Raw genomic sequence first — 22,400 nt, 5'->3', positions numbered from 1 at the left:
ACTAAACAAAGGTGACTCTTTTTATATACTTTTTATTGTCACTATTCCTATCCTAAAAATATCAAAGAACTATACTATAAGATAAAAATACAAACAACTCATAAAAACATTGCCTCTCCAAACATCACGTCTGTAGAGGCAATTTGTAAACACAATCAATATTAAGTTAATCTTAATATATTCTTTATTATGAGAAACAGTTTCTGAGATTTTTATTTCTTAGAGCCTGACATGATGCCTGCGTCAGTGTCATCATTGTTCAATCGCTTGTTGCCGGCCTTATACTGGCGTCCGAAATTGAAGTTGATGGTAAAGTTTATTACAAGTATCTGTTTCAGGTTGTCTGTATATACCAGTGACTTGTTTGGTGCCAGCGCCGAATAATTGCGGCTTCCCTGTGTATAGCTTTTCGAGAAAGGATTGAACATGCCTGCATTCAGGCTCCACTTTACTTTCTCCAGCCCAAACAGGCGGCTTTCGTCAGAGTATCCCACCATGATGGTATGAAGGCGTTCGCCCCTGTCCATTGTCTCGCCCCAGAAGTTGTTCCAGCGTGTCCAGGCTTCGGCTGTGAACGACCATTTCTTGTAATTGAACATTGCCGAACCACGTATACGCCAGTAGCCGTAAGTATGGGTAAAGTCTTCGCCGTAACTGATGTAGCGGTTGAAGCCCGGAGCGAGAGTCAGTGTCAGGTATTCTCCGAACGGTTTCAGCTTGAACGTAGCTTCGGAGTATAACCTGTGGAAGCCTTTCTGGTTAATATTTGTGCGGACAAACTTGCCATCTTCGAAGGTTATCTGTTCCATTATCGGCTTATGGTCGTAGCTGTATCTCATGAAAAACTCGGCGCCGAAGATACCTTTGTTGTACCCTCCTGTCAATGTGTGGGTATAGTACCATACCGTTTGCAGGTTGGGATTACCTCTTTGTATTTGCAGGGAGTCTATCTCTTGCTCTACATTGTTGAGGTCAGACAAAGAAGGAGAATAACCGGAGATATAGCCATTGTAACGAATATAAGCATTGTCGTTGATATTATATGATATACGTACCGTAGGACGGAAGATATACTTTTCATTGTGGTTGTCCCCCTGGCTGTTGTAGTTGCGCATAACTCCCAGTCCCAGCGAGTAGTTGAACTTATTCTTTTTGAACTGGAATTCGGCGTAACCGTAAGTTTCGGCAAAATTAAGCCCTACATCCGTAGATACATTGCCATCGTATGTATTACTGGTGTAACTCTGGGTATGCTTCAGGCCTGCGGAGAATTTCCCCGTTTTGAAAGACTTTTCGTATATACCTTCAGCTATCAGGGAGTATTTGTCTCCTAATACAGAGGAATATATGTCGGTGTTCAGTATATCGTTTCTGCGTTCCTGATATAGACGTGTCGACTTGGAATCTATATAAGTACCTACCACGTTGAATATCAATAGCTGGTCGTTTTTCAGATGACGCTGATAGTATAAGTCCAGCGACGGCGAATAGCTTCTCCATGTGGAATGGTCGGATATGGACAATGGATTATTGTCATTATCAGATGAATATATTATACTATTCCTGTCTGAATATTGGTTAGGCATCTTCTGGTAGTTGTTGCGTAATGTCGCGTTGAACATATACTTATCCGTTTCATTCAGGCTGTAGTTCAATGCTACATTCAGGCGGTTGTCCTTAAATGTTGTCGGCTGGCCTTCTTCGGTGCGTACTAACGTCATATCAGGGAATACGAATGTTTCTTCATTTTCGCGAGTCCAGTCAATGCTTCTCCGCGACCAGTATGCGTTTATCCCGAATTCGGACTTCTTATGATTTACCTTAGCAGAAAGGAAGTTCTCGCCCCATCCCAATCCATACGGTGCATTCGCCAGATTGGCCGATACATTTCCCCCCGATTCCCTGCGGCGCGTAATGTAATCGATAACGGCGCCTACATTGCCATAACGCATACCCGGGTCATCATGATACTCGATGCGGATAATGTCTTCCGGCTGGATGGCTACTACTTCGGCAACAGTCACTTCTACGCCGTTGACACGTAGCTGTACAGCGTCTCCACCGGGCAGGCCTATCGTATTGTCCAAAGGGTTTACGATGATGCGTGACAATTGCAGGTTGCGCAACAATGTTATTCCGCTGTTCGATGCTTTAATCTGGGCATCAGAAGGGATAATGACCTTTCTGTCCGGCTTTTGTATCACGGCATTTGCCGTTACGGTAACATCTTTCAGTGCTATGTCGGACGATTTTAAAGCTATATTCCCCAAGTCAGTATCTTTTTCTATATGGTTAACCGGAACATATCTTTTTCCATACCCTACGAATGTGGCGGATAATATATAGTCGCCTGTGGGAATACCATTAAATGCGAACAGGCCATTTGTATCTGATGATGCTCCGGCTACAAATGTAGAGTCCTGCTTGAGCAAAGCTATGTTTGCAAATTCGATAATATCATGGGAATCGTTGTCGATAACGGTGCCCGATATATTTACTTGTGCCACTATTGCAGATGATATAATCATAAACAGTATAGTCAGAATAGTTGATCTTAGTTTCATAATCTTATGTTGATTTGTTATACTTCTTGGTTTATTCTTATGACGTAACAAATCAAAAAAAGGTTACAGCTTTGTATGAAATATTTTAAATTTATCTTTATATATATCGGGATGTGCAATGTTTGTGCCAATGGTGTAAAATGTTTGTAATCTATTGTTTATTGATTATTATGAACGTCCGTTTTCGGGCAATTATGTCCGGAAAGATGTTATGAAATTTTTTTAATGTATCTTTGTTTTCAATGAAGTGGTCTCGGCTTTTTATTTAACCACGGAGTAATGGGAGTTTCTCGGAGTTTTATTAATAATTGTCTTTAAAAATATATTTGTTTGTAATTTATGTCAATCAAGGGTTAAAAAACACAGTAACTTATTGTCCCGAAGGGACTGAAAGTGGATAACCACGGGCAAAACCCGTGGCAGGGACTGGCAGAAGAATATGTCTCCGTAGGAGGCAAATAGCAAAAACAAATGCCATTCGCCTCCTACGGAGACGGCCTCCCCCTATCCGCTTTTTCCACGGGTTTTACCCGTAGTTATCCATATTAGCCCACTTCGTGGACTTAGAACCCTGATTGCAAAACTGAAGATTGATTTATAATAGTATACTTCAACCCAAAGCAACCCTTGATTCGCATAATTTATTAAAACTCATTCAGTGGTTAAAAGTCAAGATAACCCTAATATTAAACCGATGACAGAAGAATACTCTACCGGCTATAAAAAGACATTTTCGAAAGAAGAAAAGCTCTGTAGTACAAAATCTATAGAGTCTCTTTTTGCGAAAGGAGATTCTTTTATCGCTTATCCTTTGCGGGTTGTATACCTGTTAAGGGATGAGGCAGTTGAAGAGAACCAGTATGCCTCAGTCTTAATAAGTGTATCAAAGAAGAAGTTTAAGCGTGCAGTAAAACGTAACCGGGTGAAGCGGCTGGTGAGGGAAGCATACCGGTTGAATAAATCATCCTGTCTGGATTGGCTGAAAGCAAATAATAAGCAGATGGATATTGCTTTTCTTTATCTTAAAAGCGAATTGCCTACCTATGCTGAGATAGAAAAGTCGATACAAAAAGCAATAGCAACGTTGAAAACAAAAACAACAGCAGAAACTGAAGCCGGATGAAAAAAGTATTATCGTGGATACTCTTATTGCCCATATATTTTTATAAATATAGTATATCTCCCATGTTGCCCCCTTCGTGCCGGTATACCCCTACCTGTTCCGAATATGCGGTTCAGGCTATTAAAAAATATGGCCCATTTAAAGGCTTTTGGCTGGCAATAAAGCGTATAGCCCGCTGTAATCCGTGGGGAGGTCATGGGTATGATCCGGTGCCATAATATAAAAGCCCTATTTCTTAAGTTTCCCAAAAGTCGTTTTGCGAAATGCAAAAAAATACAATAAATACCTTAATAAATTTGATTTTTGAGAAACAATGTGTTCTTTTGAATAAAATATAATTTAATTTTCTAGCCTTTTTAATATAAGACATGAAAGATTCGATATTGAGAGAAGTCACTCCTCTGTCTCAACGAGATTGCTTTATGATATTCTCACGTGTAAAAAAGCACTTCACATTCCCACTTCATGTGCATGCCGAATTTGAATTGAATTTCATAGAGAATGGGGCAGGTGCTAAGCGGGTGGTAGGCGACAGTATAGAAGAAATAGATAACCTGGAACTGGCCTTGATCGCCGCTTCAAATCTGGAGCATGGCTGGCTCGACCATAAGTGTAAATCGGATGAAATAAGTGAGATAACCATTCAGTTTCATGGCGATTTGTTCAATGAGCAATTATTACAGAGGAATCAGTTCCGTTCGGTGAAGGAAATGTTCGAGAAAGCCGCCTATGGTGTCACTTTCGCGCCCGATACGATTGCACAGATAAAAGAACAACTATATTCTTTGGCATCGGAGCCGGAAGGAGCTCACTCCGTATTAAAATTGTTCGGTATATTATACGACCTGTCGATGTCGCCTATGCGTGAACTATCCAGCCGGTCGTTCAACGAACAGGAGCAAAACTACGATAGCCGGAGAATAGAGCGCGCCTACAACTATATGCTGGCAAACTACAGCAACGAAGTCAGGTTAAGCGACGTTGCCAATATAGTAGGAATGACCGAAGTCGCTTTCAGCCGTTTTATAAAGCAGCGCACGGGGCGAAACTTTATAGATTCGCTGAATGATATCCGTTTGGGGCATGCTACACGTATGCTGGTGGATACGACTCATAGCATTGCTGAAATAAGTATGATTTGCGGATTTAATAATCTCTCCAATTTTAACCGTATTTTTAAGAAGAAGAAAGGATGCACGCCTCGTGAATTCAGGGAAAACTATAAGGAAACTAAATTCTTTGTATAGTGGTATTATTTTAGCAAAAACTGGTATTATTTTGATTTCAAATCTTATTATAGCGAAATAGTTTAGATAAAAAATATTATATAAGCGGCGGGTGTAAAACCTTATATGGTATAGTATAGTACTAATATTTAATAGTTAATGCGAGTTTCAAGAGCGTCATCTTGGATACTCGCATTTCTATTTGATAAAAAAGTATTATTAAGGGATAATATAGTATTTGTTATATTTTATTATCATAAATACATTTGCAATATCCTAACAAACTATAAATAAAAATAAATCCAAGATCTAAACCAAAAATAATACTAATCATTATCGAAGCCTTAAATTATGAGAAAAATCCTTTATTTATTGCTCCTGGTATGTATAATGCCTTGTGCTGCTTTTGCGCAGGCTTATCAAATCTCGGGGAAGGTAACAGATGCAAAAGACGGCTCGCCAATGCCGGGTGTGACAGTTCAGACACAGGCCAAAGTTGGTGTGATGACTGATATTGATGGTAGTTATTCAATAAAAGCGAATAAGGGCGATGTCCTTACATTCTCTTTTATCGGTATGACTCCGCAATCAGTAAAAGTAGGATCTGATAAGAACATTGATGTTGCTTTGGAGGAAGACAACGTTGCTTTGGAAGAAGTAGTCGTTGTAGGGTATGGCACAATGAAGAAAAGCGACCTGACCGGCGCTGTGTCTAAACTTTCCGGGGACAGGCTGAAAGAGTCCATTGTGACCAATGTAGACCAGATACTTCAGGGTAGGGTAGCAGGTGTTCAGGTGCAGTCCAACTCAGGTGCTCCCGGAGCTGCCACATCTATTCGTATACGCGGTACGACTTCATTGACAAGTAGTAACGAACCATTGTATGTTATAGATGGTATCCCTATGAGTGGAATTGGTACGGAAACTGCCGGATTTTCATGGTCGGGAGGATCTAACGGGCAAAACATGGTAAATCCTTTGTCTGCTATTGCTCCAAGCGATATTGTATCTATAGATGTATTGAAAGACGCCTCTGCTTCTGCTATTTATGGTGCGGCCGGAGCCAATGGGGTTGTTATTGTTACTACGAAGCGTGGAAACAAAGGACGTAATAATATACGTATGATGGCAGTATCTCCTTGCAGACGCGTTCTGGCAAGCTGGATATGATGAATCTCCGGCAATTTGGTACTTACCAGCAACAACTCTATAACGAAGGATTTATGGCTAATGTAGATCAGGCATACCTGGATCCTTCCTTGCTGGGAAAAGGTACAGACTGGCAAGATGCTGTAACAGGCGATGCCTGGATGAATAACCACAACCTTTCCTTAAATGGAGGTACTGATAAAACCCAATATGTGGCTTCTATCGGTTATACAAAACAAAATGGGATAATACTTACTTCCGATTTTGAGCGTTTCACCGGTAGATTAAATATCGACAGTGAAGTAAATAAGTATGTGAAAATAGGAGCTTCCCTTTCTTATTCCCGTACAGACGAATCTGTAGTAAATAATGATGGTATCAATGGTGTGGTAATGCAGGCGGCATTAATGTCCCCTTCAGTTCCTGTTTATGACTTTGACGGGAATTATGCAGGCCCGGAAACAGTAAACGGATCGTCTATCTACAATCCGGTAGCCTTAACCAAAGACCAAATCAATAGCCTGCGCCGCGACCGTGTAATGGGTAGTATCTATGGGCAGCTGAATTTAACTAAAAATCTGAATGTACGCTCTGAATTTAGTTTAGATGCCAGCAACAACGTAAATAAGGGGTTCAAGCCAAGTTATGAATACGGCCAGCTGAAGAATACCGATATTATGATTATGCAGCGTGAAGATCATAGTACATACTGGTTGTGGAAAAACTACGCGACTTATAACCAGAGCTTCAATAAGCATACGCTGAACGTAATGGCTGGTACAGAAGCATCTAAATCTGTATGGGAAGGTACTCAATTCCATAAAAATCAATTATCATCCAATGATATCCATGTGATTGGTTCCGATGGGGAATTTGTATCCAACAGCGGATGGAAAGGAGAACAAACTACAGTTTCTGTATTCGGACGCGCTAACTATAATTATGATGACCGTTATTTACTGACAGCAACTTTGCGTGCCGATGCCTCCTCTAAATTCGGTGCAAATAATCGTTGGGGATATTTCCCGTCATTTGCCGGAGCGTGGCGTATAAATAATGAGAAATTTATGGAGAACACGAACGATTGGCTTTCCAACCTTAAACTTCGTCTGGGGTACGGTCAGGTTGGTAACTCCAATATCGGTACTTATCTTTATGGTTCTACAATGGTTGCTATTCCGTCTTTATTCGGAACAGCTTACCGTATGGCAAAAAATGCAAACCCAAACCTGAAATGGGAAGCTTCAATTCAATATAATGGCGGACTTGATGTAGGCTTGTTTAACGGACGTGTTGATTTAAGTTTCGACGCATATTATAAAACTACTAAAGACCTGTTGTTGCAACCATCGGTCTCTCCCGTATTGGGCGGTTCCAATTATTCAGACATCCAGACTCCTTATATGAATATAGGAAAGGTGGATAACAAGGGGATAGATATATCACTGAACACACATAATATTGCAGGTAAAGATTTCAACTGGCATTCAAACCTGACTTTCTCCTTGAACCGCAACAAGGTAAAAGAAATGGATTCAAGCGGAACTCCTATTTATGGTAAACTGGACTGGTATGCCGGATTCCAAACAGTATCGATGATTACTGTAGGGCAACCCGTAGGTGTTTTCTATGGATATATTACAGACGGATTGTATAAAGATGCCGAAGATTTGAGAAACTCGGCAAAACCGGAAGGCGTAGAAATACATCGTACTACCGGAGCATGGGTTGGAGACGTTAAATTTAAAGATATTAGTGGGCCAAACGGTGTGCCTGATGGTGTTATCAATGAATATGATCAGACTGTAATAGGGGACCCGAATCCTGACTTTACATTTGGTTTTTCCAATACATTTACATACAAAGATTGGGAACTTGGCATAGGACTGACCGGATCTGTTGGTGGCGATATTTTAAATTATGTAAGGGTAAAGACAGAAGGCTTGAACTCTCAGTGGGACAATCAGGCTACTTCGGCGCTGAATCGCGCGCAGCTGGGATATTCCGATGGAAATATATATGATGTAACAAATCCAGACAATTGTTATATAATTAATCCGAATGCAAACATCCCTCGCTGGAGTGGAAACGATATCAATGGTAATAACCGTATGAGTGACCGTTGGATCGAAGATGGTAGCTACTTGCGTATACAGAATATTTCATTAGCATATAATATTCCGAGAACTTTACTACGGAAAACAGGAATTGTGAGTTGTAAGCTTTACTTCAATGCTCAGAATGTATATACATTTACCGGATATTCAGGATTGGACCCTGAAATCGGATCTTACAATCAACAGGCCGGATTGTCTAATGTAGATATGGGACGCTATCCTACACCGCGTGTTTTCACGTTGGGAGCAAATATTACTTTCTAAATTAAAGAAAAGGACATGAAAAATATAAAAAATATAATCAAAGCTATTTGTCTTTCATCTGTTCTGTTCGGAGCAGCATCCTGTAACGAATTTCTTACAGTTATACCCGAAGATGAACAAGTGGTGGAGACTTATTATACATCAGAAGAGGCTGTAAATGCCAATACGGCATCTTTGTATACTGCTAACGTCTGGTCCGACTTTCATATGAATTTTATGTGGATGGCAGGCGACGAACTGGCAGGCGACCTGTACTATACCTACGATCAGGAAGGGCAGTTTTACTATATGACATTCCAGAATGGTAATACGTTTCTTACTCAGGGATGGAACGGGCTTTACCGTGTGATTTCATACTGTAATAATATTATCAATGGCATGCCTGATGCTGCCCGGGGAAATGGCGTTTCGGAAGAAGTGATCAATCGCGCTCTGGCCGAATCGCGCTGTATCCGTGGTATTGCTTATTATTTCCTGACAGAATACTGGAAAGATGTGCCTATTGTTACAAACAATAATATTGGCTCCGATGTGGTGATTCGCCACAAACAAGCGAGCGTATACGAATTTATACGTCAGGACTTGGAGTTTGCCAAGGATTATCTTCCTGCTACTCCATTCCAGTCTGGCCGTTGCTCTAAATATACAGCGATTGGCATGCTGGCAAAACTTCACCTGACAATGGCATCGCACTTGAGTGATGCATCTTCGGGAGATAATTTCAATAAAGCAAAATCGTATGCCGCAGAGGTTATCAACAATAGCGGATTCAGCCTTTATCAGGATTTGTCCACAATGTTTTATCCTGCTGGTAATAATAACCCGGAATCTTTATTTGCTTTACAATGTACAAGTGATGGATATAGCTATGGTAACTCCCGTAATGTAGCACATTCACGTAATGCTCTTATCACCCTTGGTTCTTCCTGGGGAGCAGGTAAAGGACCGACCTTGAGCCTGCAGGAATCTTTTGATGCAAATGATGCACGCCGTCACTATACTTTTATGCGCAATGGCGATCATTACGATAATTTAGCGGGTGGAGGCTATACATATTATAATTTCTCGGAAGATGAATCTACAGAAACATCGAATGAAATGTTAGCTCACATACGCAAATATGTAGTAGGTGCTAATGCCGATTGTGACGGATTGGCCGGTACATCTAATCAGGATGCGGGAAATAATATTTATTTGCTTCGTTTAGCCGATGTTTATTTATGTTATGTAGAAGCCTGTATCGGTTCGGCAACATCAACTACAGATGCGCTAGCGTTGGATGTATTTAATAGAGTACGTGCACGGGCCGGATTCTCTGCAAAAGTAACAAACATAACTTATGATCAACTTATAAAGGAACGCCGTATCGAATTTGCTTTGGAAAGTATTAACTTCTTTGATATTAAGCGTATGAGTTATCGCGATATGAACAAGGCACTTTCGTACCTGAATGATATGAAACGTGAACGCCATTATTATTCTAACGGTCAATACACTTGGCAGGAACGCAATGCAAGCAATGCATATCATGGAGGATTCACTTCCCTTGATCCTAACGTTGATCCTTCAGGTAAAGGTTCTATTTATTATCTTAATCCGAATGCAGCTACTATAACCATTACCGAAAGTAATCTAACATTACCTGTACCTGCGGAGACTATTACAAAAACTCCGAACATAATGCAGGAGCCTGTTGATTATACTTTTTAACCTTTAAGTTAGATTAGATTATGAAAAAATATATATTTAATATCGCTGTTGTTTTACTGGCTCTGGCCTCATTCAGTGCATGCTCGGATGATGACGATAATGGTGGTTCAGGCGGAGGTACTCCGGTTGTGAGATATGTTCGTCCGTGTGATGCTACTATTTCCGACTCTCTGTTGACCGGTGGATATTTAGGATCACAGATAGCGATTATCGGAGAAAATTTATCAGGGGTAAACGCGGTCTATTTTAATGACCAGAAAGCGAAACTAAATCCGAACTATGTAACCGGTAACGCTATTATTGTTACCATCCCTTCAGGTATTCCTGCCGAAAAGGAAGACTTAATAAAGTTGTATACAAAAAACGATTCTTGCTATTATACATTCGAAACACTTGTGCCTGCGCCAACAGCGAAAACGATGACCTGCGAATATGTTGATGACGGAGATGTGGCTTATATACAAGGGCTCTACTTTATACACGAAGCCGCCAATCCATTGACTGTAACGTTCGAAGGAGGTCTCACTGGCGAGATTGTCAGTTATGATATTAATAACATTGCAGTCAAAGTACCTGCGGGCGCTCAACCCGGCCCGGTAAAGGTTACATCTGTATATGGGACAAGTGAAAGTTATTTCTATTTCCGCGATAACCGTAATATTATACTCGATTTTGATACAAAATATGCTGATGGTGGTTACAATCATGGTTGGCATGGAGGTTCAGGTTACGGTACTGATGGAGGTCTGACAGGTTGTGGTCAATACCTGATATTTACCGGCGAAATGGATGATGACAAATGGGATGACTCTAAATTCGCATATGAGCGATGGACATACCGTACTACAGATCCTGATTTCTTTGATTCTAATAATCTGGATGATTATGTGTTGAAGTTTGAAGTAAATATCCCTGATGTATGGTCTGCAGCTGCTTTGCAGGTTATTTTTACCGGAGCAGACGATGTTTGGATGAATTGGCAGGATACTTCTAACGGAGGAAATCCAAACAATTCTTATGTGTCAAATAGCGATTATCCTCGCGCATTATGGATTCCTTGGGCCGATACAGGTTCTTTTACAACCGATGGCTGGATTACAGTGAGCATACCGATGTCAGACTTTAAATATAATATAGAAGGTACTAACCTGAACAAAGTAAATGCTGTGGGGCACTACTCAGGTATCACTTTATTTGTGAATGGAGGCGGGGTTACAGGAACACCTTGTACACCTACATTCCATATTGACAATGTGCGTGTTGTTGAAGCTGAATGATAAATAAAATTAGAAAGATATGATATTCAATAAAATATATAATAGAGTCATACTGGCAATGCTTGTTGTTCTTGCTATAACATTTACTGCATGTTCCAGCGATGATGACGATAATTCGGGAACTGTCAAACTCGAATCCTATGGCCCTAGTCCGGCATTGCGTGGAAGCCAGCTTACCTTCATCGGTAAGAATATGGATAAAGTAACAAGCGTTATCCTTCCGGATAATATTACAATCACAGATATAGAAGTTGTTAGTAACGAGCAAATCAAAGTAACCATTCCTCAGGACGCCAAAGAAGGATATGTAAAACTGATTGGCCCGGGAATAGAAATTACTTCTAAAACATTGCTTACTTATACCGAACCTATTTCTATCTCTAAGATTGCCCCTGCTTCAGTAAAGGCAGGACAGATGTTAACAATAGAGGGCGATTATCTGAATCTGATACAGAAAGTCGTATTTGCAGATAATGTTGAAGTAGGTTACAAAGAATTTAAAACATGGGAACGTGACAAAATAGAAGTTAAAGTTCCCAGCGAAGCCCGGACAGGTATTATTATCTTAGCCGATACCGCAGATATACCGGTTGAACTGAAGTCTGAGACGGAGTTACAGGTGGTTCTTCCATCGGTAGAAAAAGTTGCAGACCTTACCAATAAAAAGCCCGGAGATGTTATTTCTGTTTCCGGTAAAGATTTCGACTTGGTTGAGTCTGTACAGCTTCCTGGCGAAGAGACTGTAGAATTCACTGTGAAAGATAATGTATTATCATTTACTTTACCCGAAGGTGTTACAGATGGAGCTATAGTAATGGTTGCTTACTCAGGCGTACATGTTGCTATTGCCAACATTGGTATGGCTGTGCCTTCAGAATTGGTTGCCACGCCGGCTACAGGTATCAAAGACGGAACTGAAATTACAGTCAAAGGGATTAATATGGATTTGGTTACTACTGTATTGTTCCCGGGTGTTGAAGAGGCTGTTTCGCCGACTTCTAAGAGTGCGACAGAAATAAAAATTACCGTGCCCGAAGGAACAATTTCAGGTAATATAACATTAAATACGGCCAGTGGCAATACCGCATCAGTAGCGATAACAACATTGAAACCCGAAGTCTTATCTTATAACCCTGCATCGGTGGCTGCCGGTAACGATGTTGTGCTGAATGGTAAGAACCTTGATCTGGTAGCGTCAGTAACATTTGGAGGTAATGTAAAAGTAGAAGTTACACCTTCTTCGGCTACGGCGCTGACTGTGAATGTTCCTGTAGACGCCGAAACCGGTAAGATTACCCTTACAATGAAGAATGGCGAAACTGTAGAGGCATCCTCACTGACGATAACGAAACCTGAGTTCTGTTATGCTCCAGTCCTTCCGGGTTCAGATGAAGAAATCAAATCAGGTACTATTTTGGCTCTGGATGTACAAAATGGAGATAAGCTGACTGGTGTTCAGGTAAATGGAAACAATGCACAGTATATCCTTCAGGGCTCTACACTCAACATACTTGTTCCGTCCAATGCAAACGGAAATACTGAATTTAAATTGATTTCATCTAACGGAGAAGTAATACATACGATCTATATCACATCTTCGGGTATAGTGGAGACAGTAATTATGGATGAGGTTCGCGATCTAGGCTCTTGGGCTGGCGAGGGTGCTGGTGGAGCATTCAGGCTTTATAAAGAATCATTCGAAGGCGTGAAAGCCGGGGCAATCCTAAAATTCTACTTTACAGTTACAGGATACGGACAGCTACAGTTGAACAATGCTAACTGGTCTGCTTGGGATACGCCTGTATTCGAAGATGCGGGTCAGACATTCTATGAAATGGAATTAACACAGGATTTCCTTGATAATATAATGAATACCGATGATGGTTGGTCAACTACGGCAATGGTTATTCAAGGCCAGGATTTGATTATCTCTAAGGTTTCGATAATTACAGGACGTTAATTTTTTAAATATAGAAGCTTGTCCGGTTTCACACTGGGCAAGCTCTTCCTAAAAAGCATAAAGTATGAAAAAAATATTATGTAGTCTCTCATATTTTCTGATGGGAGTATTATTAATGACAGCCTGTACAGATGTTGACGATCCTGTTATTACGCAGCCCGAAGCTCCACAGTTGGTCAGCAGTTCACCCGAAGACGGTGCTACAGGCATTTCCGAAAGCGGTGTGACTATTGTACTGACTTACGACCAGAATATATTCTGTCCTTCGGCAGGACATGAAAAGATAACATTGGGTGATGCTACTATCACAAGCGTTGCATTCAAACTGACTCAGGTAACGATTAACGCGACCGGATTGAAAAAAGGTCAGACTTATCAACTGGTCGTACCCGAAGGTGTAGTACAAGGGCCTACCTACATAGGTGCACCGGAAGTATCTATTAGTTTTACGGTAAAGGCGGATCCTGTCATTACAGCCTCACTTTGCAATCCGAATGCTACAGCCCAAGCTGTGAAAGTATACAAGTATCTGGTGGAGACTTACAAGAGTAAAACTATTTCGGGAACTATGGCAAATGTAAACTGGAATGTGGAAGGAGCAGAAGCTGTATATAAGCTGACAGGAAAATATCCGGCTATGAATACATTTGACTATGTACATCTTCCTTTCTCACCAAATAGTTGGATTGATTACAGCGATATTTCACCTGTGAAAAACTGGTGGGATGCAGGTGGTCTGGTTTCCATTATGTGGCATTGGAATGTACCTGCAGTCTATTACGGTGAAGCTTCATCTATTAAAATCTGGCCGTCAGGGGTATTTATGCCGGACAATTGGAGTGGATCCGTGCAGTTGACCGACAATACTCTATTTGCCAGTGCCAAAGTTGGAGATAAGGTAAAAGTAGTTACATCTAATGTTCTTGCAGGTGCTCAAGGCTCGATAAAAGGTAACGACTGGGAAAAAATTGCCGACGGTTACGAATATTTCGATATATCAGGCGACTACGATATGGAAATCACAGCGGATATATTAGCTAAACTCCAATCAGGAGGAATGATAATCAGCGGACACGACTATACAGTTGACGAAGTGATTCTTCAAAGTGGAAATTCTTCTGCCAGAGTATGGCCGGAACTGGTAAATACCGGTGGCTGGGCAAATACCGTTCAGCTGACAGATGGAAGCCTGTTTGCAGATGTCTCGGTTGGCAACAAAATCAAGATTACGACATCTGATGTAGAATCGGGAGCACAAGGCTCGTTGAAAACAGGTGCGGACGGATGGCCTGCTATTGCCGACGGCTACGAATATTTTGATATTACTGGCGATTTCGAACTGGTGGTAACAGACGAAATTAAGGCAGCATTACAGGCTACCGGATTGATTATTGGCGGACAAAAATATTCAATCACAGGCGTATCTGTCGAAGCTGGCGGATATAGCGACAACTATGCTTTCTATAAAGATCAGACCTCATTCGATGCAGCCAATGCCACAGTGGCAGGTACTTGGGAAAATGAAGTATTCAATGCCGATTTGGCTAAAGTAGCTACTTCTCTGAAACAGTTGCAGGATGCAGGCGTCGCCGTTATCTGGCGTCCGTTCCACGAAGCAGCCGGAGGCTGGTTCTGGTGGGGTAAAGATGCCGAATCGTGCAAAAAACTCTGGATTGCCATGTTCGATTACTTCCAGGCTCAAGGCGTAAACAACCTTATCTGGGTATGGACAAGCGAACCGGATGACAATGCCTGGTATCCGGGTGATAATTATGTAGACATTATAGGACGCGACTTGTACGACAAAGATGCCAATGAATCTACATCTGCTTACCTGAATGAGTTTGGACGCTATGGGCACAAAGTGATTGCCCTTACCGAAATGGGAACAGTAGGGCTTCTGTCTGAACAATGGGCTGCCGGAGCGCGATGGGCATGGTTTATGCCGTGGTATGGAACTACAGATAGCGGAGATAAACATGCTACAGATGCATGGTGGACAGACGCCATGAGTCAGGACTTTGTAGTTACCCGCGATCAGTTACCAAGTTTTAAATAATATAAACACAATATTTGGGCTCTCCCTGTGCATGTACAGGGAGAGTTTTTTATCAAAATATAAATTATCTTCAAATCTTCAAATCTTTAAATTTTTAAATCTTTAAATCCTTAAATCTGAATGATATGCTCAAGTATTTGTACAAAGTTTGCATTTTAGCATTCTCCCTGTTTCTAATAAATTGTTCGGGAGAGAAGAAAGATTCCGGCTCAGTGGCAGCACAGACCTTCGTAGGACAACACGGGCAATTATCTGTAAAAGGTACATCCCTCATTGATGCCAAAGGCGATACCATTGTACTGAAAGGAACCAGTTTTGGATGGCACAACTGGTGGCCGCGCTTCTACGATAAATCAACTGTAGCCTGGTTGCAATCCGACTGGAACTGCAATGTGGTACGGGCTGCCATAGGCGTGGAGCCTGATGGCGCCTATCTGCAAAACCAAGAACTGGCGATAAAATGCCTCGATGAGGTTGTAGATGCAGCCATTGCCAATGGAATATATGTGATTATCGACTGGCACAGCCACGGTATAAAAACAGAAGAAGCAAAAGCCTTTTTCACAAGGGCTGCCAATAAATATAAGGATTGCCCGAATATTATATACGAAATATTTAATGAGCCTGTCGAAGACTCTTGGGAAACCGTAAAAGCATACTCGGAAGAAGTTATTAAAACAATCCGTGCAATAGACAAAAATAATATAATTCTGGTGGGTACTCCGCACTGGGATCAGGATATTCATCTGGCTGCCGATAACCCGATTACAGGATATAACAATATAATGTACACATTACATTTCTATGCAGCTACGCATAAACAATATTTACGCGACAGGGGAGATTATGCTCTAAGTAAAGGTCTCCCGCTGTTTGTCTCAGAATGTGCAGGGATGGAAGCTTCCGGCGATGGCTCTATCAACAAAGAAGAATGGCAGAGCTGGGTAAACTGGATGGCCTCACACCATATCAGTTGGGTAGCATGGTCGGTTTCGGACAAGGATGAAACATGCTCCATGATTAAAGATAACACATCTCCTGCCACTGAATGGAAAGATACCGACCTGAAAGAATGGGGTATAATAGTAAAAAACACACTGAATAATAAATTTTAGGATGTAGGGACAGGGTTTGCCTGCCCTAAATCAGCCTCTGAAAATATATCATTAATTACGATCACATTTGTTTATACTGTTATTAAAAAAGTATTACTCTGTAAGCCTTGTGTGTTTCAATTGTAAATTTCTTATTTATATTATTATTGCTTAGGTTGTTCTTGTGTAACATATTATCAATTAACGAAAAAAGTATTATATTTGATTAAAATAGTATTTGTAATAAAGTGTAATCAATAATAAATTTGTACCATCATAAGCTAATATATATTCTATAACCATGAATAAACTAACCATATACTTGTCGCTTTTTCTTTTGCTTGGCATGTTTTCGTGTAAGCAGCAGGTTCTGGAAAATACCGACCCTGCGATAACGGAGTCTTTTTCCGATACATGGAAATTCCGTGCGGGCGAAGGTGTTGACAGTCTTTGGATGAATACCGACTATAACGATGCAAACTGGCAGGAAGTATCATCTCTTAAACTACTGAAAGACCAGGATGTAAAACTGGATAATGGCTTTGGGTGGTACCGAAAAACGATACAGCTTTCCGACAGTCTGGCCGATGGTATAAAAAATAAAGGAGCTATAATGCTCCATTTAGGACGTCTGGCCGCAACCGATGAGGTTTACTTTAACGGAAAACTAGTAGGTAAGACAGGTGAATTTCCGCACGATTACAGAGGTTACCATGATGGCGAACGCAATTATCTGGTTTCCGGAGAAGATATAAATATGAAAGGGGATAACCTCATAGCCATAAAATTCCATGACGGATGGAACATTGGGGGATTTCTGGAAGGAGCGATGTTGACCGTAACCACAGCGGAGACGAATGACAAGATAGGCCTTGATGTAGCAGTGGCCGATTCCGATTATATCTTTATGGCTCCCAACCCGATAGACATTACAGTGGATATTAACAATACGAATAAATGGCCTGTTGAAGGGACATTGGTTGTTACGCTTACCACAGATGATTACCAACCCCTGAAAGCAGATTCTTTGGATATTAAAATAGCAGGGCAGAATACCTATTCCAAATCTTTTGGTTTAGAAAATCCTAATCCGGGCTTTTATCGTTATACAGTTCAGTTTAAGCGAAATAATGAACTGGCAAAAGAAAAGAAATTCAATGTTGGTTTCGAACCTGAAAAAATAAACTCACCAATTGATGCCAAAGAAGACTTTAAAGCATTCTGGGATAATAACCTGAAAGAACTGGCAAAGGTGGCGCCAAATTATAAGCTGACACTCGTACCCGAATATTCCAAGATAGACTATGATATCTATCTGGTTGAGATGAAATCTTTCGCTAACGAGCTGATAAGAGGGTACTATGCCAAGCCAAAAAGAGAAGGCAAGCACCCTGTAATTGTGGAATATATGGGTTACGGTTCACAGCCTTATCCTCCCAACCAGTGGTGGGATGGCTTTGCTTACTTTGTCCTGTCCATCCGGGGGCAGGCATTGAACCAGCCTACCAATCGTTTTGGTACATGGATTACCTACGGTCTCGATAATAAAGATAATTATTACTACCGCGGTGCATTCCTCGATGTGGTCAGGGCGCTCGACTTTGTTTGCAGCCGTCCTGAGATAGATGCCGAAAGAATTGGCGTAAGAGGCGGTAGCCAGGGTGGAGCGCTTTCGTTTGTGGCAGCGGCTTTAGATAAGCGTGTAAAAGTTGCTGCGCCCAATATTCCGTTCTTATCCGATTATCCCGATTACTTCAAAATAGTACATTGGCCTAAAAACGATTTTGATAATTATATGGCAGCCCATCCCGAAGCAAAATGGGATGATATTTACAACCTGCTTAGCTATTTTGATATCAAAAACCTCGCACAGTGGATAGAATGCCCTCTGATTATGGGAATCGGAGTTCAGGACGAAGTGTGCCCGCCGCATATCAATTTTGCAGCCTACAACCAGGTAAAATCCCAAAAGCGATGGATGGCATTCCCCGATTTCGGGCATAGTGTAGGCAAAGTATACAACGATGCGGCTAAAGACTTTTTTAAAGAAAAATTAGGATTACAGTAAGCCGTATTTGTAATCTGCTGATTTATAAAATCTTGAAATTTTGAAATCTAACATAATTATGAAGAAACTGATTCTTTTCGCTATTGCAGCCTTGTGCTTGTTTTCCTGTAACAATAAAAAAAGTTCAACAATGACAGAACCTGATTTCGTAAAACAAAAAGATGGTCACTTTGTAATTGGCGAAGAACCCTATTATTTTATGGGGACAAACTACTGGTATGGAGCCATACTGGGTTCCACAGGCGAAGGCGGCAACCGAGAGCGTTTGCTGAAAGAATTGGATTTCATGAAAGAAAACGGAATCAACAACCTTCGGGTTTTGGTTGGCGCTGATGGCGTTGCCGGACAAGAGGTAAAAGTAAGGCCGACATTGCAAACTGCCCCAGGGGTGTATAATGATACCATTTTCGACGGGCTCGATTTCTTTATGGCTGAGCTCGCCAAACGTGATATGCATGCCGTACTTTATCTCAACAACAGTTGGGAGTGGAGTGGGGGATACGGACAGTATCTCAACTGGGCAGGCAAAGGCGATGTGCCTGAGAAAGGTGTTCACGACTGGCCTGTATTTGTAAAACATGTGGCGCAATATTCAGATTGTGACAGTTGCCACACCATGTTCCTCAATCATGTGAAACATGTGATTTCACGCACAAACAAATATACAGGCAAAAAATATACCGAAGATACAGCCCTGATGGCATGGCAGGTAGGCAACGAACCACGGGCATTTAGCGATGAAGGCAAGCCCGGATTTAAAAAATGGCTGAAAGAAGCAACCGCATTAATCCGCTCCCTGGACACCAATCACCTGATATCGATCGGTAACGAAGGTTTTATGGGTTCGGAAGGAGATATGCAATTATTTGAAGATATACATGCTGACCCGAATGTAGACTATCTGACTATACATATCTGGCCTAAAAACTGGAGCTGGATTGACATAGCTAAGATTACAGAATCTGTGGATACAGCTATTGTACGGACAAATAAATATATTGATGACCATATGGCTATTGCAAAAAAACTAAACAAACCGATGACTATAGAGGAGTTTGGTTTTCCACGCGACAATCATAAGTATACACTGGACGACCCGGTTACAGCCCGCGACAAGTATTATGCGAATATTTTTGCACATGTGGTAACTGCATCCAAAGAGAAAGGAAACCTGGCAGGATGTAATTTCTGGGCATGGGGAGGTTTTGGACGCCCGGCTCACGAATTTTGGAAGCCGTGGGACGACTATGTAGGCGACCCATCGCAGGAGGAGCAAGGCCTGAACTCTGTATTCGATACCGATGCTACAATTAAAGTTATTAAAGAATATGCTTCGCAAATCAAAAAATAAAAGGAAATGAAAAAGGTTATATTGTCAATTTTAGTTCTGTTATTCACAAATAGTGTATTTTCTCAGAAATTTGAAGGACTGGGGTTAACGCCTCAAATGGGCTGGAATAGCTGGAATACATTTGCTACAGATATAAATGAACAGCTCGTAAAGGATATGGCGGACGCGTTTGTCAATCTGGGGTTGAAAGATGCCGGTTATGAATATATCCTGCTCGATGATGGCTGGATGGCTATGGAGCGTGACGCTCAGGGAAACCTTGTGCCGCATCCCGAAAAGTTCCCCAATGGAATCAAGGCGGTAGCGGATTATGTACATTCCAAAGGATTGAAGTTTGGTTTGTATAACTGTGCCGGTTCTAAAACTTGCGCAGGTTATCCCGGTAGCCGTGGGCATGAATATCAGGATGCACTTAAATATGCGGAATGGGGTGTCGACTATCTTAAATACGACTGGTGTAGTACCGGTAAACTGAATGCCGAAGAAGCGTATATAACGATGCGTGACGCTTTGTATGCGGCAGGTCGCCCCATATTTTTCAGCCTTTGCGAATGGGGAGCCAACAAGCCTTGGGATTGGGCTGCTCCTGTAGGGCATAGCTGGCGTACTACCGGGGATATTTACAACTGTTTCGACTGCGAAAAAGATCATGGAGATTTTACTTCGTGGGGAGCCATGCAGATTTTAAATATGCACGATCAGGATACATTGCGGAAAGCTGCGGGACCCGGTCATTGGAACGATATGGATATGTTGGAGGTAGGCAATGGCGGTTTTACGCATTATGAGGAAGAAACTCATTTTGCTTTATGGGCTATGCTTAATTCGCCTCTGTTGTTAGGAAACGATTTGCGTTCTATGTCGCAAGAAACGCTTGAAATACTGAAAAATAAAGATATAATAGCTCTCAATCAGGATGCTCTGGGTATCCAGGGATTTAAATATAAGACAATAGGAAGTGTCGAAGTATGGGTAAAACCCCTCGAACGGGATGAATGGGCGATTTGTTTTTTCAACCACTCACAGGCACCTGTAGATTTTTCTTTCGACTGGTCTGAGCACATTATCAAAGATGAAATATTCAATAAAGAAATAGCTTTTTCAACAAGTAATATTTACAAATTGAAGAACTTGTACACACATAAAGAATCAGGATCAACAAATACAACATTAACTCACAAGCTAGAAAAAAACCAATCATTAGTACTAAGACTATTCAGGTAAAATCTAAAACGAATAAAAATGAGCAATTTATTTAAGACGCGCTTAGCAGCTGTAACAGCTGAATACGAGAAATTAGTTACATTGAAGAATGAGCCGGTCTTGCCCGGAAACGGCATCTTCGAACGATATAAAAATCCTGTCCTGACGGCAGGTCATGCCCCGGTATTCTGGCGATACGACATGAATGAGGCTACAAACCCTTACTTTATGGAGCGTTTTGGTATCAACGGCACATTCAATGCAGGAGCCATCAAGTGGGAAGGAAAATATCTCATGGCAGTACGTGTCGAAGGCAACGACCGTAAATCATTCTTTGCCATAGCCGAAAGTCCTAACGGAATTGATAATTTCCGTTTTTGGGATTATCCGGTAACGATGCCTGAGACTGAAAATCCGGACATAAATGTATATGATATGCGTCTTACCGCGCACGAAGACGGTTGGCTTTACGGAGTATTCTGTTCCGAAAGGAAAGACCCGGGTGCACCTGCCGGAGATTTATCCTCAGCGGTAGCGGCTGCGGGTATTGCTCGTACCAAAGATTTAAAAAACTGGGAACGCCTACCCGACCTCAAGACAAAGAGCCAGCAACGCAATGTGGTGCTTCACCCTGAATTTGTGAATGGTCAGTATGCCCTGTATACACGTCCGCAGGATGGCTTTATCGATGCCGGTAGCGGTGGAGGTATTGGCTGGGCGCTGATAGATGATATTACGAATGCGGAAGTAAAAGACGAAAAGATAATAAACTTCCGTCATTATCATACCATCAAGGAACTGAAGAACGGCGAAGGGCCTCACCCTATCAAGACATCGAAGGGATGGCTTCACCTGGCACACGGAGTACGTGCTTGCGCTGCCGGACTGAGATATGTTTTATATCTTTACATGACCGATCTGGAGCAACCGGACAAACTGATAGCCGAACCTGCCGGGCATTTGATGGCTCCGATGGATGAAGAAAGGGTAGGGGACGTATCCAATGTATTGTTTACCAACGGTTGGATTGCAGATGAAGATGGTACTGTGTACCTGTACTATGCTTCTTGCGATACCCGTATGCACGTAGCGGTATCTTCTGTAGACCGGTTGGTTGATTACTGCCTTAATACGGAAGCTGACGGTTATCGTTCGGCCACATCTGTTCAGACTTTGTCTGCATTAATAGAAAAGAATCTTAAATTAAAATAATAGCGGCTCCTCCCAACCTCCCT

At 41.6% G+C, this 22,400-nt stretch carries 15 protein-coding genes; 14 read left to right on the top strand and 1 reads right to left on the bottom strand.

What is annotated here, in order from left to right:
* Positions 1–212: 212 nt before the first annotated feature.
* Positions 213–2,564, bottom strand: a complete 2,352-nt coding sequence (locus tag D0T84_RS07735) for a TonB-dependent receptor (RefSeq protein WP_163307312.1) — start codon at positions 2,562–2,564, stop codon at positions 213–215.
* A 694-nt stretch (positions 2,565–3,258) separates the two neighbouring features.
* Here D0T84_RS07735 and rnpA point away from each other — a divergent pair.
* The 14 genes from rnpA (at position 3,259) to D0T84_RS07670 (ending at position 22,377) form a co-directional block, all read left to right on the top strand.
* Positions 3,259–3,687, top strand: coding sequence for a ribonuclease P protein component (gene rnpA / locus D0T84_RS07730; RefSeq protein WP_163307311.1), 429 nt, complete (start codon positions 3,259–3,261; stop codon positions 3,685–3,687).
* Positions 3,684–3,905: a membrane protein insertion efficiency factor YidD gene (yidD, locus tag D0T84_RS07725; protein WP_163307310.1), complete on the top strand. Its 222-nt coding sequence runs from the start codon at positions 3,684–3,686 to the stop codon at positions 3,903–3,905. The genes rnpA and yidD overlap by 4 nt, the downstream gene beginning before the upstream one ends.
* A 150-nt stretch (positions 3,906–4,055) precedes the next feature.
* Positions 4,056–4,934, top strand: a complete 879-nt coding sequence (locus D0T84_RS07720) for an AraC family transcriptional regulator (protein ID WP_163307309.1) — start codon at positions 4,056–4,058, stop codon at positions 4,932–4,934.
* 330 nt (positions 4,935–5,264) lie between these two features.
* Positions 5,265–6,083, top strand: coding sequence for a TonB-dependent receptor plug domain-containing protein (locus D0T84_RS22875; protein ID WP_255495254.1), 819 nt, complete (start codon positions 5,265–5,267; stop codon positions 6,081–6,083).
* Positions 6,080–8,443 (top strand): SusC/RagA family TonB-linked outer membrane protein, encoded by a 2,364-nt coding sequence (locus D0T84_RS07715; protein WP_255495253.1) that lies wholly within the window; start codon positions 6,080–6,082, stop codon positions 8,441–8,443. The genes D0T84_RS22875 and D0T84_RS07715 overlap by 4 nt, the downstream gene beginning before the upstream one ends.
* A 15-nt stretch (positions 8,444–8,458) precedes the next feature.
* Positions 8,459–10,153, top strand: coding sequence for a RagB/SusD family nutrient uptake outer membrane protein (locus D0T84_RS07710; RefSeq protein WP_163307308.1), 1,695 nt, complete (start codon positions 8,459–8,461; stop codon positions 10,151–10,153).
* 20 nt (positions 10,154–10,173) lie between these two features.
* Positions 10,174–11,430 (top strand): glycan-binding surface protein, encoded by a 1,257-nt coding sequence (locus D0T84_RS07705; protein ID WP_163307307.1) that lies wholly within the window; start codon positions 10,174–10,176, stop codon positions 11,428–11,430.
* A 19-nt stretch (positions 11,431–11,449) separates the two neighbouring features.
* Complete coding sequence (locus tag D0T84_RS07700) at positions 11,450–13,390, top strand: hypothetical protein (protein WP_255495252.1); 1,941 nt, start codon at positions 11,450–11,452, stop codon at positions 13,388–13,390.
* Positions 13,391–13,454: 64 nt separating this feature from the next.
* Positions 13,455–15,449: a glycosyl hydrolase gene (locus tag D0T84_RS07695; RefSeq protein ID WP_163307306.1), complete on the top strand. Its 1,995-nt coding sequence runs from the start codon at positions 13,455–13,457 to the stop codon at positions 15,447–15,449.
* A gap of 125 nt (positions 15,450–15,574) precedes the next feature.
* A complete protein-coding gene (locus D0T84_RS07690) occupies positions 15,575–16,564 on the top strand; it encodes a glycoside hydrolase family 5 protein (RefSeq protein ID WP_163307305.1) in 990 nt (329 codons plus the stop codon).
* A 280-nt stretch (positions 16,565–16,844) separates the two neighbouring features.
* Positions 16,845–18,611, top strand: a complete 1,767-nt coding sequence (locus tag D0T84_RS07685; protein ID WP_163307304.1) for an acetylxylan esterase — start codon at positions 16,845–16,847, stop codon at positions 18,609–18,611.
* Positions 18,612–18,669: 58 nt separating this feature from the next.
* The gene (locus D0T84_RS07680; RefSeq protein WP_163307303.1) at positions 18,670–19,962 is read left to right on the top strand and encodes a cellulase family glycosylhydrolase; all 1,293 of its coding nucleotides are present in this window, start codon (positions 18,670–18,672) and stop codon (positions 19,960–19,962) included.
* Positions 19,963–19,968: 6 nt separating this feature from the next.
* Entirely contained in the window at positions 19,969–21,186 is a 1,218-nt protein-coding gene (locus D0T84_RS07675; RefSeq protein WP_163307302.1) for a glycoside hydrolase family 27 protein, read from the top strand.
* Between the two features lie 18 nt (positions 21,187–21,204).
* Complete coding sequence (locus D0T84_RS07670) at positions 21,205–22,377, top strand: glycosidase (RefSeq protein WP_163307301.1); 1,173 nt, start codon at positions 21,205–21,207, stop codon at positions 22,375–22,377.
* Positions 22,378–22,400 lie beyond the last annotated feature (23 nt).

Source organism: Dysgonomonas sp. 521 (assembly GCF_010501055.1).
Taxonomy (GTDB): domain Bacteria; phylum Bacteroidota; class Bacteroidia; order Bacteroidales; family Dysgonomonadaceae; genus Dysgonomonas.
Note: the sequence above shows the minus strand (reverse complement) of the source record. Positions and strands in the feature narration are given on the sequence as shown.

Bases quoted from the DNA above. Each gene is read 5' to 3' on its own strand.
- D0T84_RS22875 (WP_255495254.1), top strand. From the start codon at position 5,265: ATGAGAAAAATCCTTTATTTATTGCTCCTGGTATGTATAATGCCTTGT.
- D0T84_RS07700 (WP_255495252.1), top strand. From the start codon at position 11,450: ATGATATTCAATAAAATATATAATAGAGTCATACTGGCAATGCTTGTT.
- D0T84_RS07715 (WP_255495253.1), top strand. From the start codon at position 6,080: ATGATGAATCTCCGGCAATTTGGTACTTACCAGCAACAACTCTATAAC.
- D0T84_RS07685 (WP_163307304.1), top strand. From the start codon at position 16,845: ATGAATAAACTAACCATATACTTGTCGCTTTTTCTTTTGCTTGGCATG.
- D0T84_RS07695 (WP_163307306.1), top strand. From the start codon at position 13,455: ATGAAAAAAATATTATGTAGTCTCTCATATTTTCTGATGGGAGTATTA.
- rnpA (WP_163307311.1), top strand. From the start codon at position 3,259: ATGACAGAAGAATACTCTACCGGCTATAAAAAGACATTTTCGAAAGAA.
- D0T84_RS07710 (WP_163307308.1), top strand. From the start codon at position 8,459: ATGAAAAATATAAAAAATATAATCAAAGCTATTTGTCTTTCATCTGTT.
- D0T84_RS07690 (WP_163307305.1), top strand. From the start codon at position 15,575: ATGCTCAAGTATTTGTACAAAGTTTGCATTTTAGCATTCTCCCTGTTT.
- D0T84_RS07720 (WP_163307309.1), top strand. From the start codon at position 4,056: ATGAAAGATTCGATATTGAGAGAAGTCACTCCTCTGTCTCAACGAGAT.
- D0T84_RS07735 (WP_163307312.1), bottom strand. From the start codon at position 2,564: ATGAAACTAAGATCAACTATTCTGACTATACTGTTTATGATTATATCA.
- yidD (WP_163307310.1), top strand. From the start codon at position 3,684: ATGAAAAAAGTATTATCGTGGATACTCTTATTGCCCATATATTTTTAT.
- D0T84_RS07670 (WP_163307301.1), top strand. From the start codon at position 21,205: ATGAGCAATTTATTTAAGACGCGCTTAGCAGCTGTAACAGCTGAATAC.
- D0T84_RS07680 (WP_163307303.1), top strand. From the start codon at position 18,670: ATGAAGAAACTGATTCTTTTCGCTATTGCAGCCTTGTGCTTGTTTTCC.
- D0T84_RS07675 (WP_163307302.1), top strand. From the start codon at position 19,969: ATGAAAAAGGTTATATTGTCAATTTTAGTTCTGTTATTCACAAATAGT.
- D0T84_RS07705 (WP_163307307.1), top strand. From the start codon at position 10,174: ATGAAAAAATATATATTTAATATCGCTGTTGTTTTACTGGCTCTGGCC.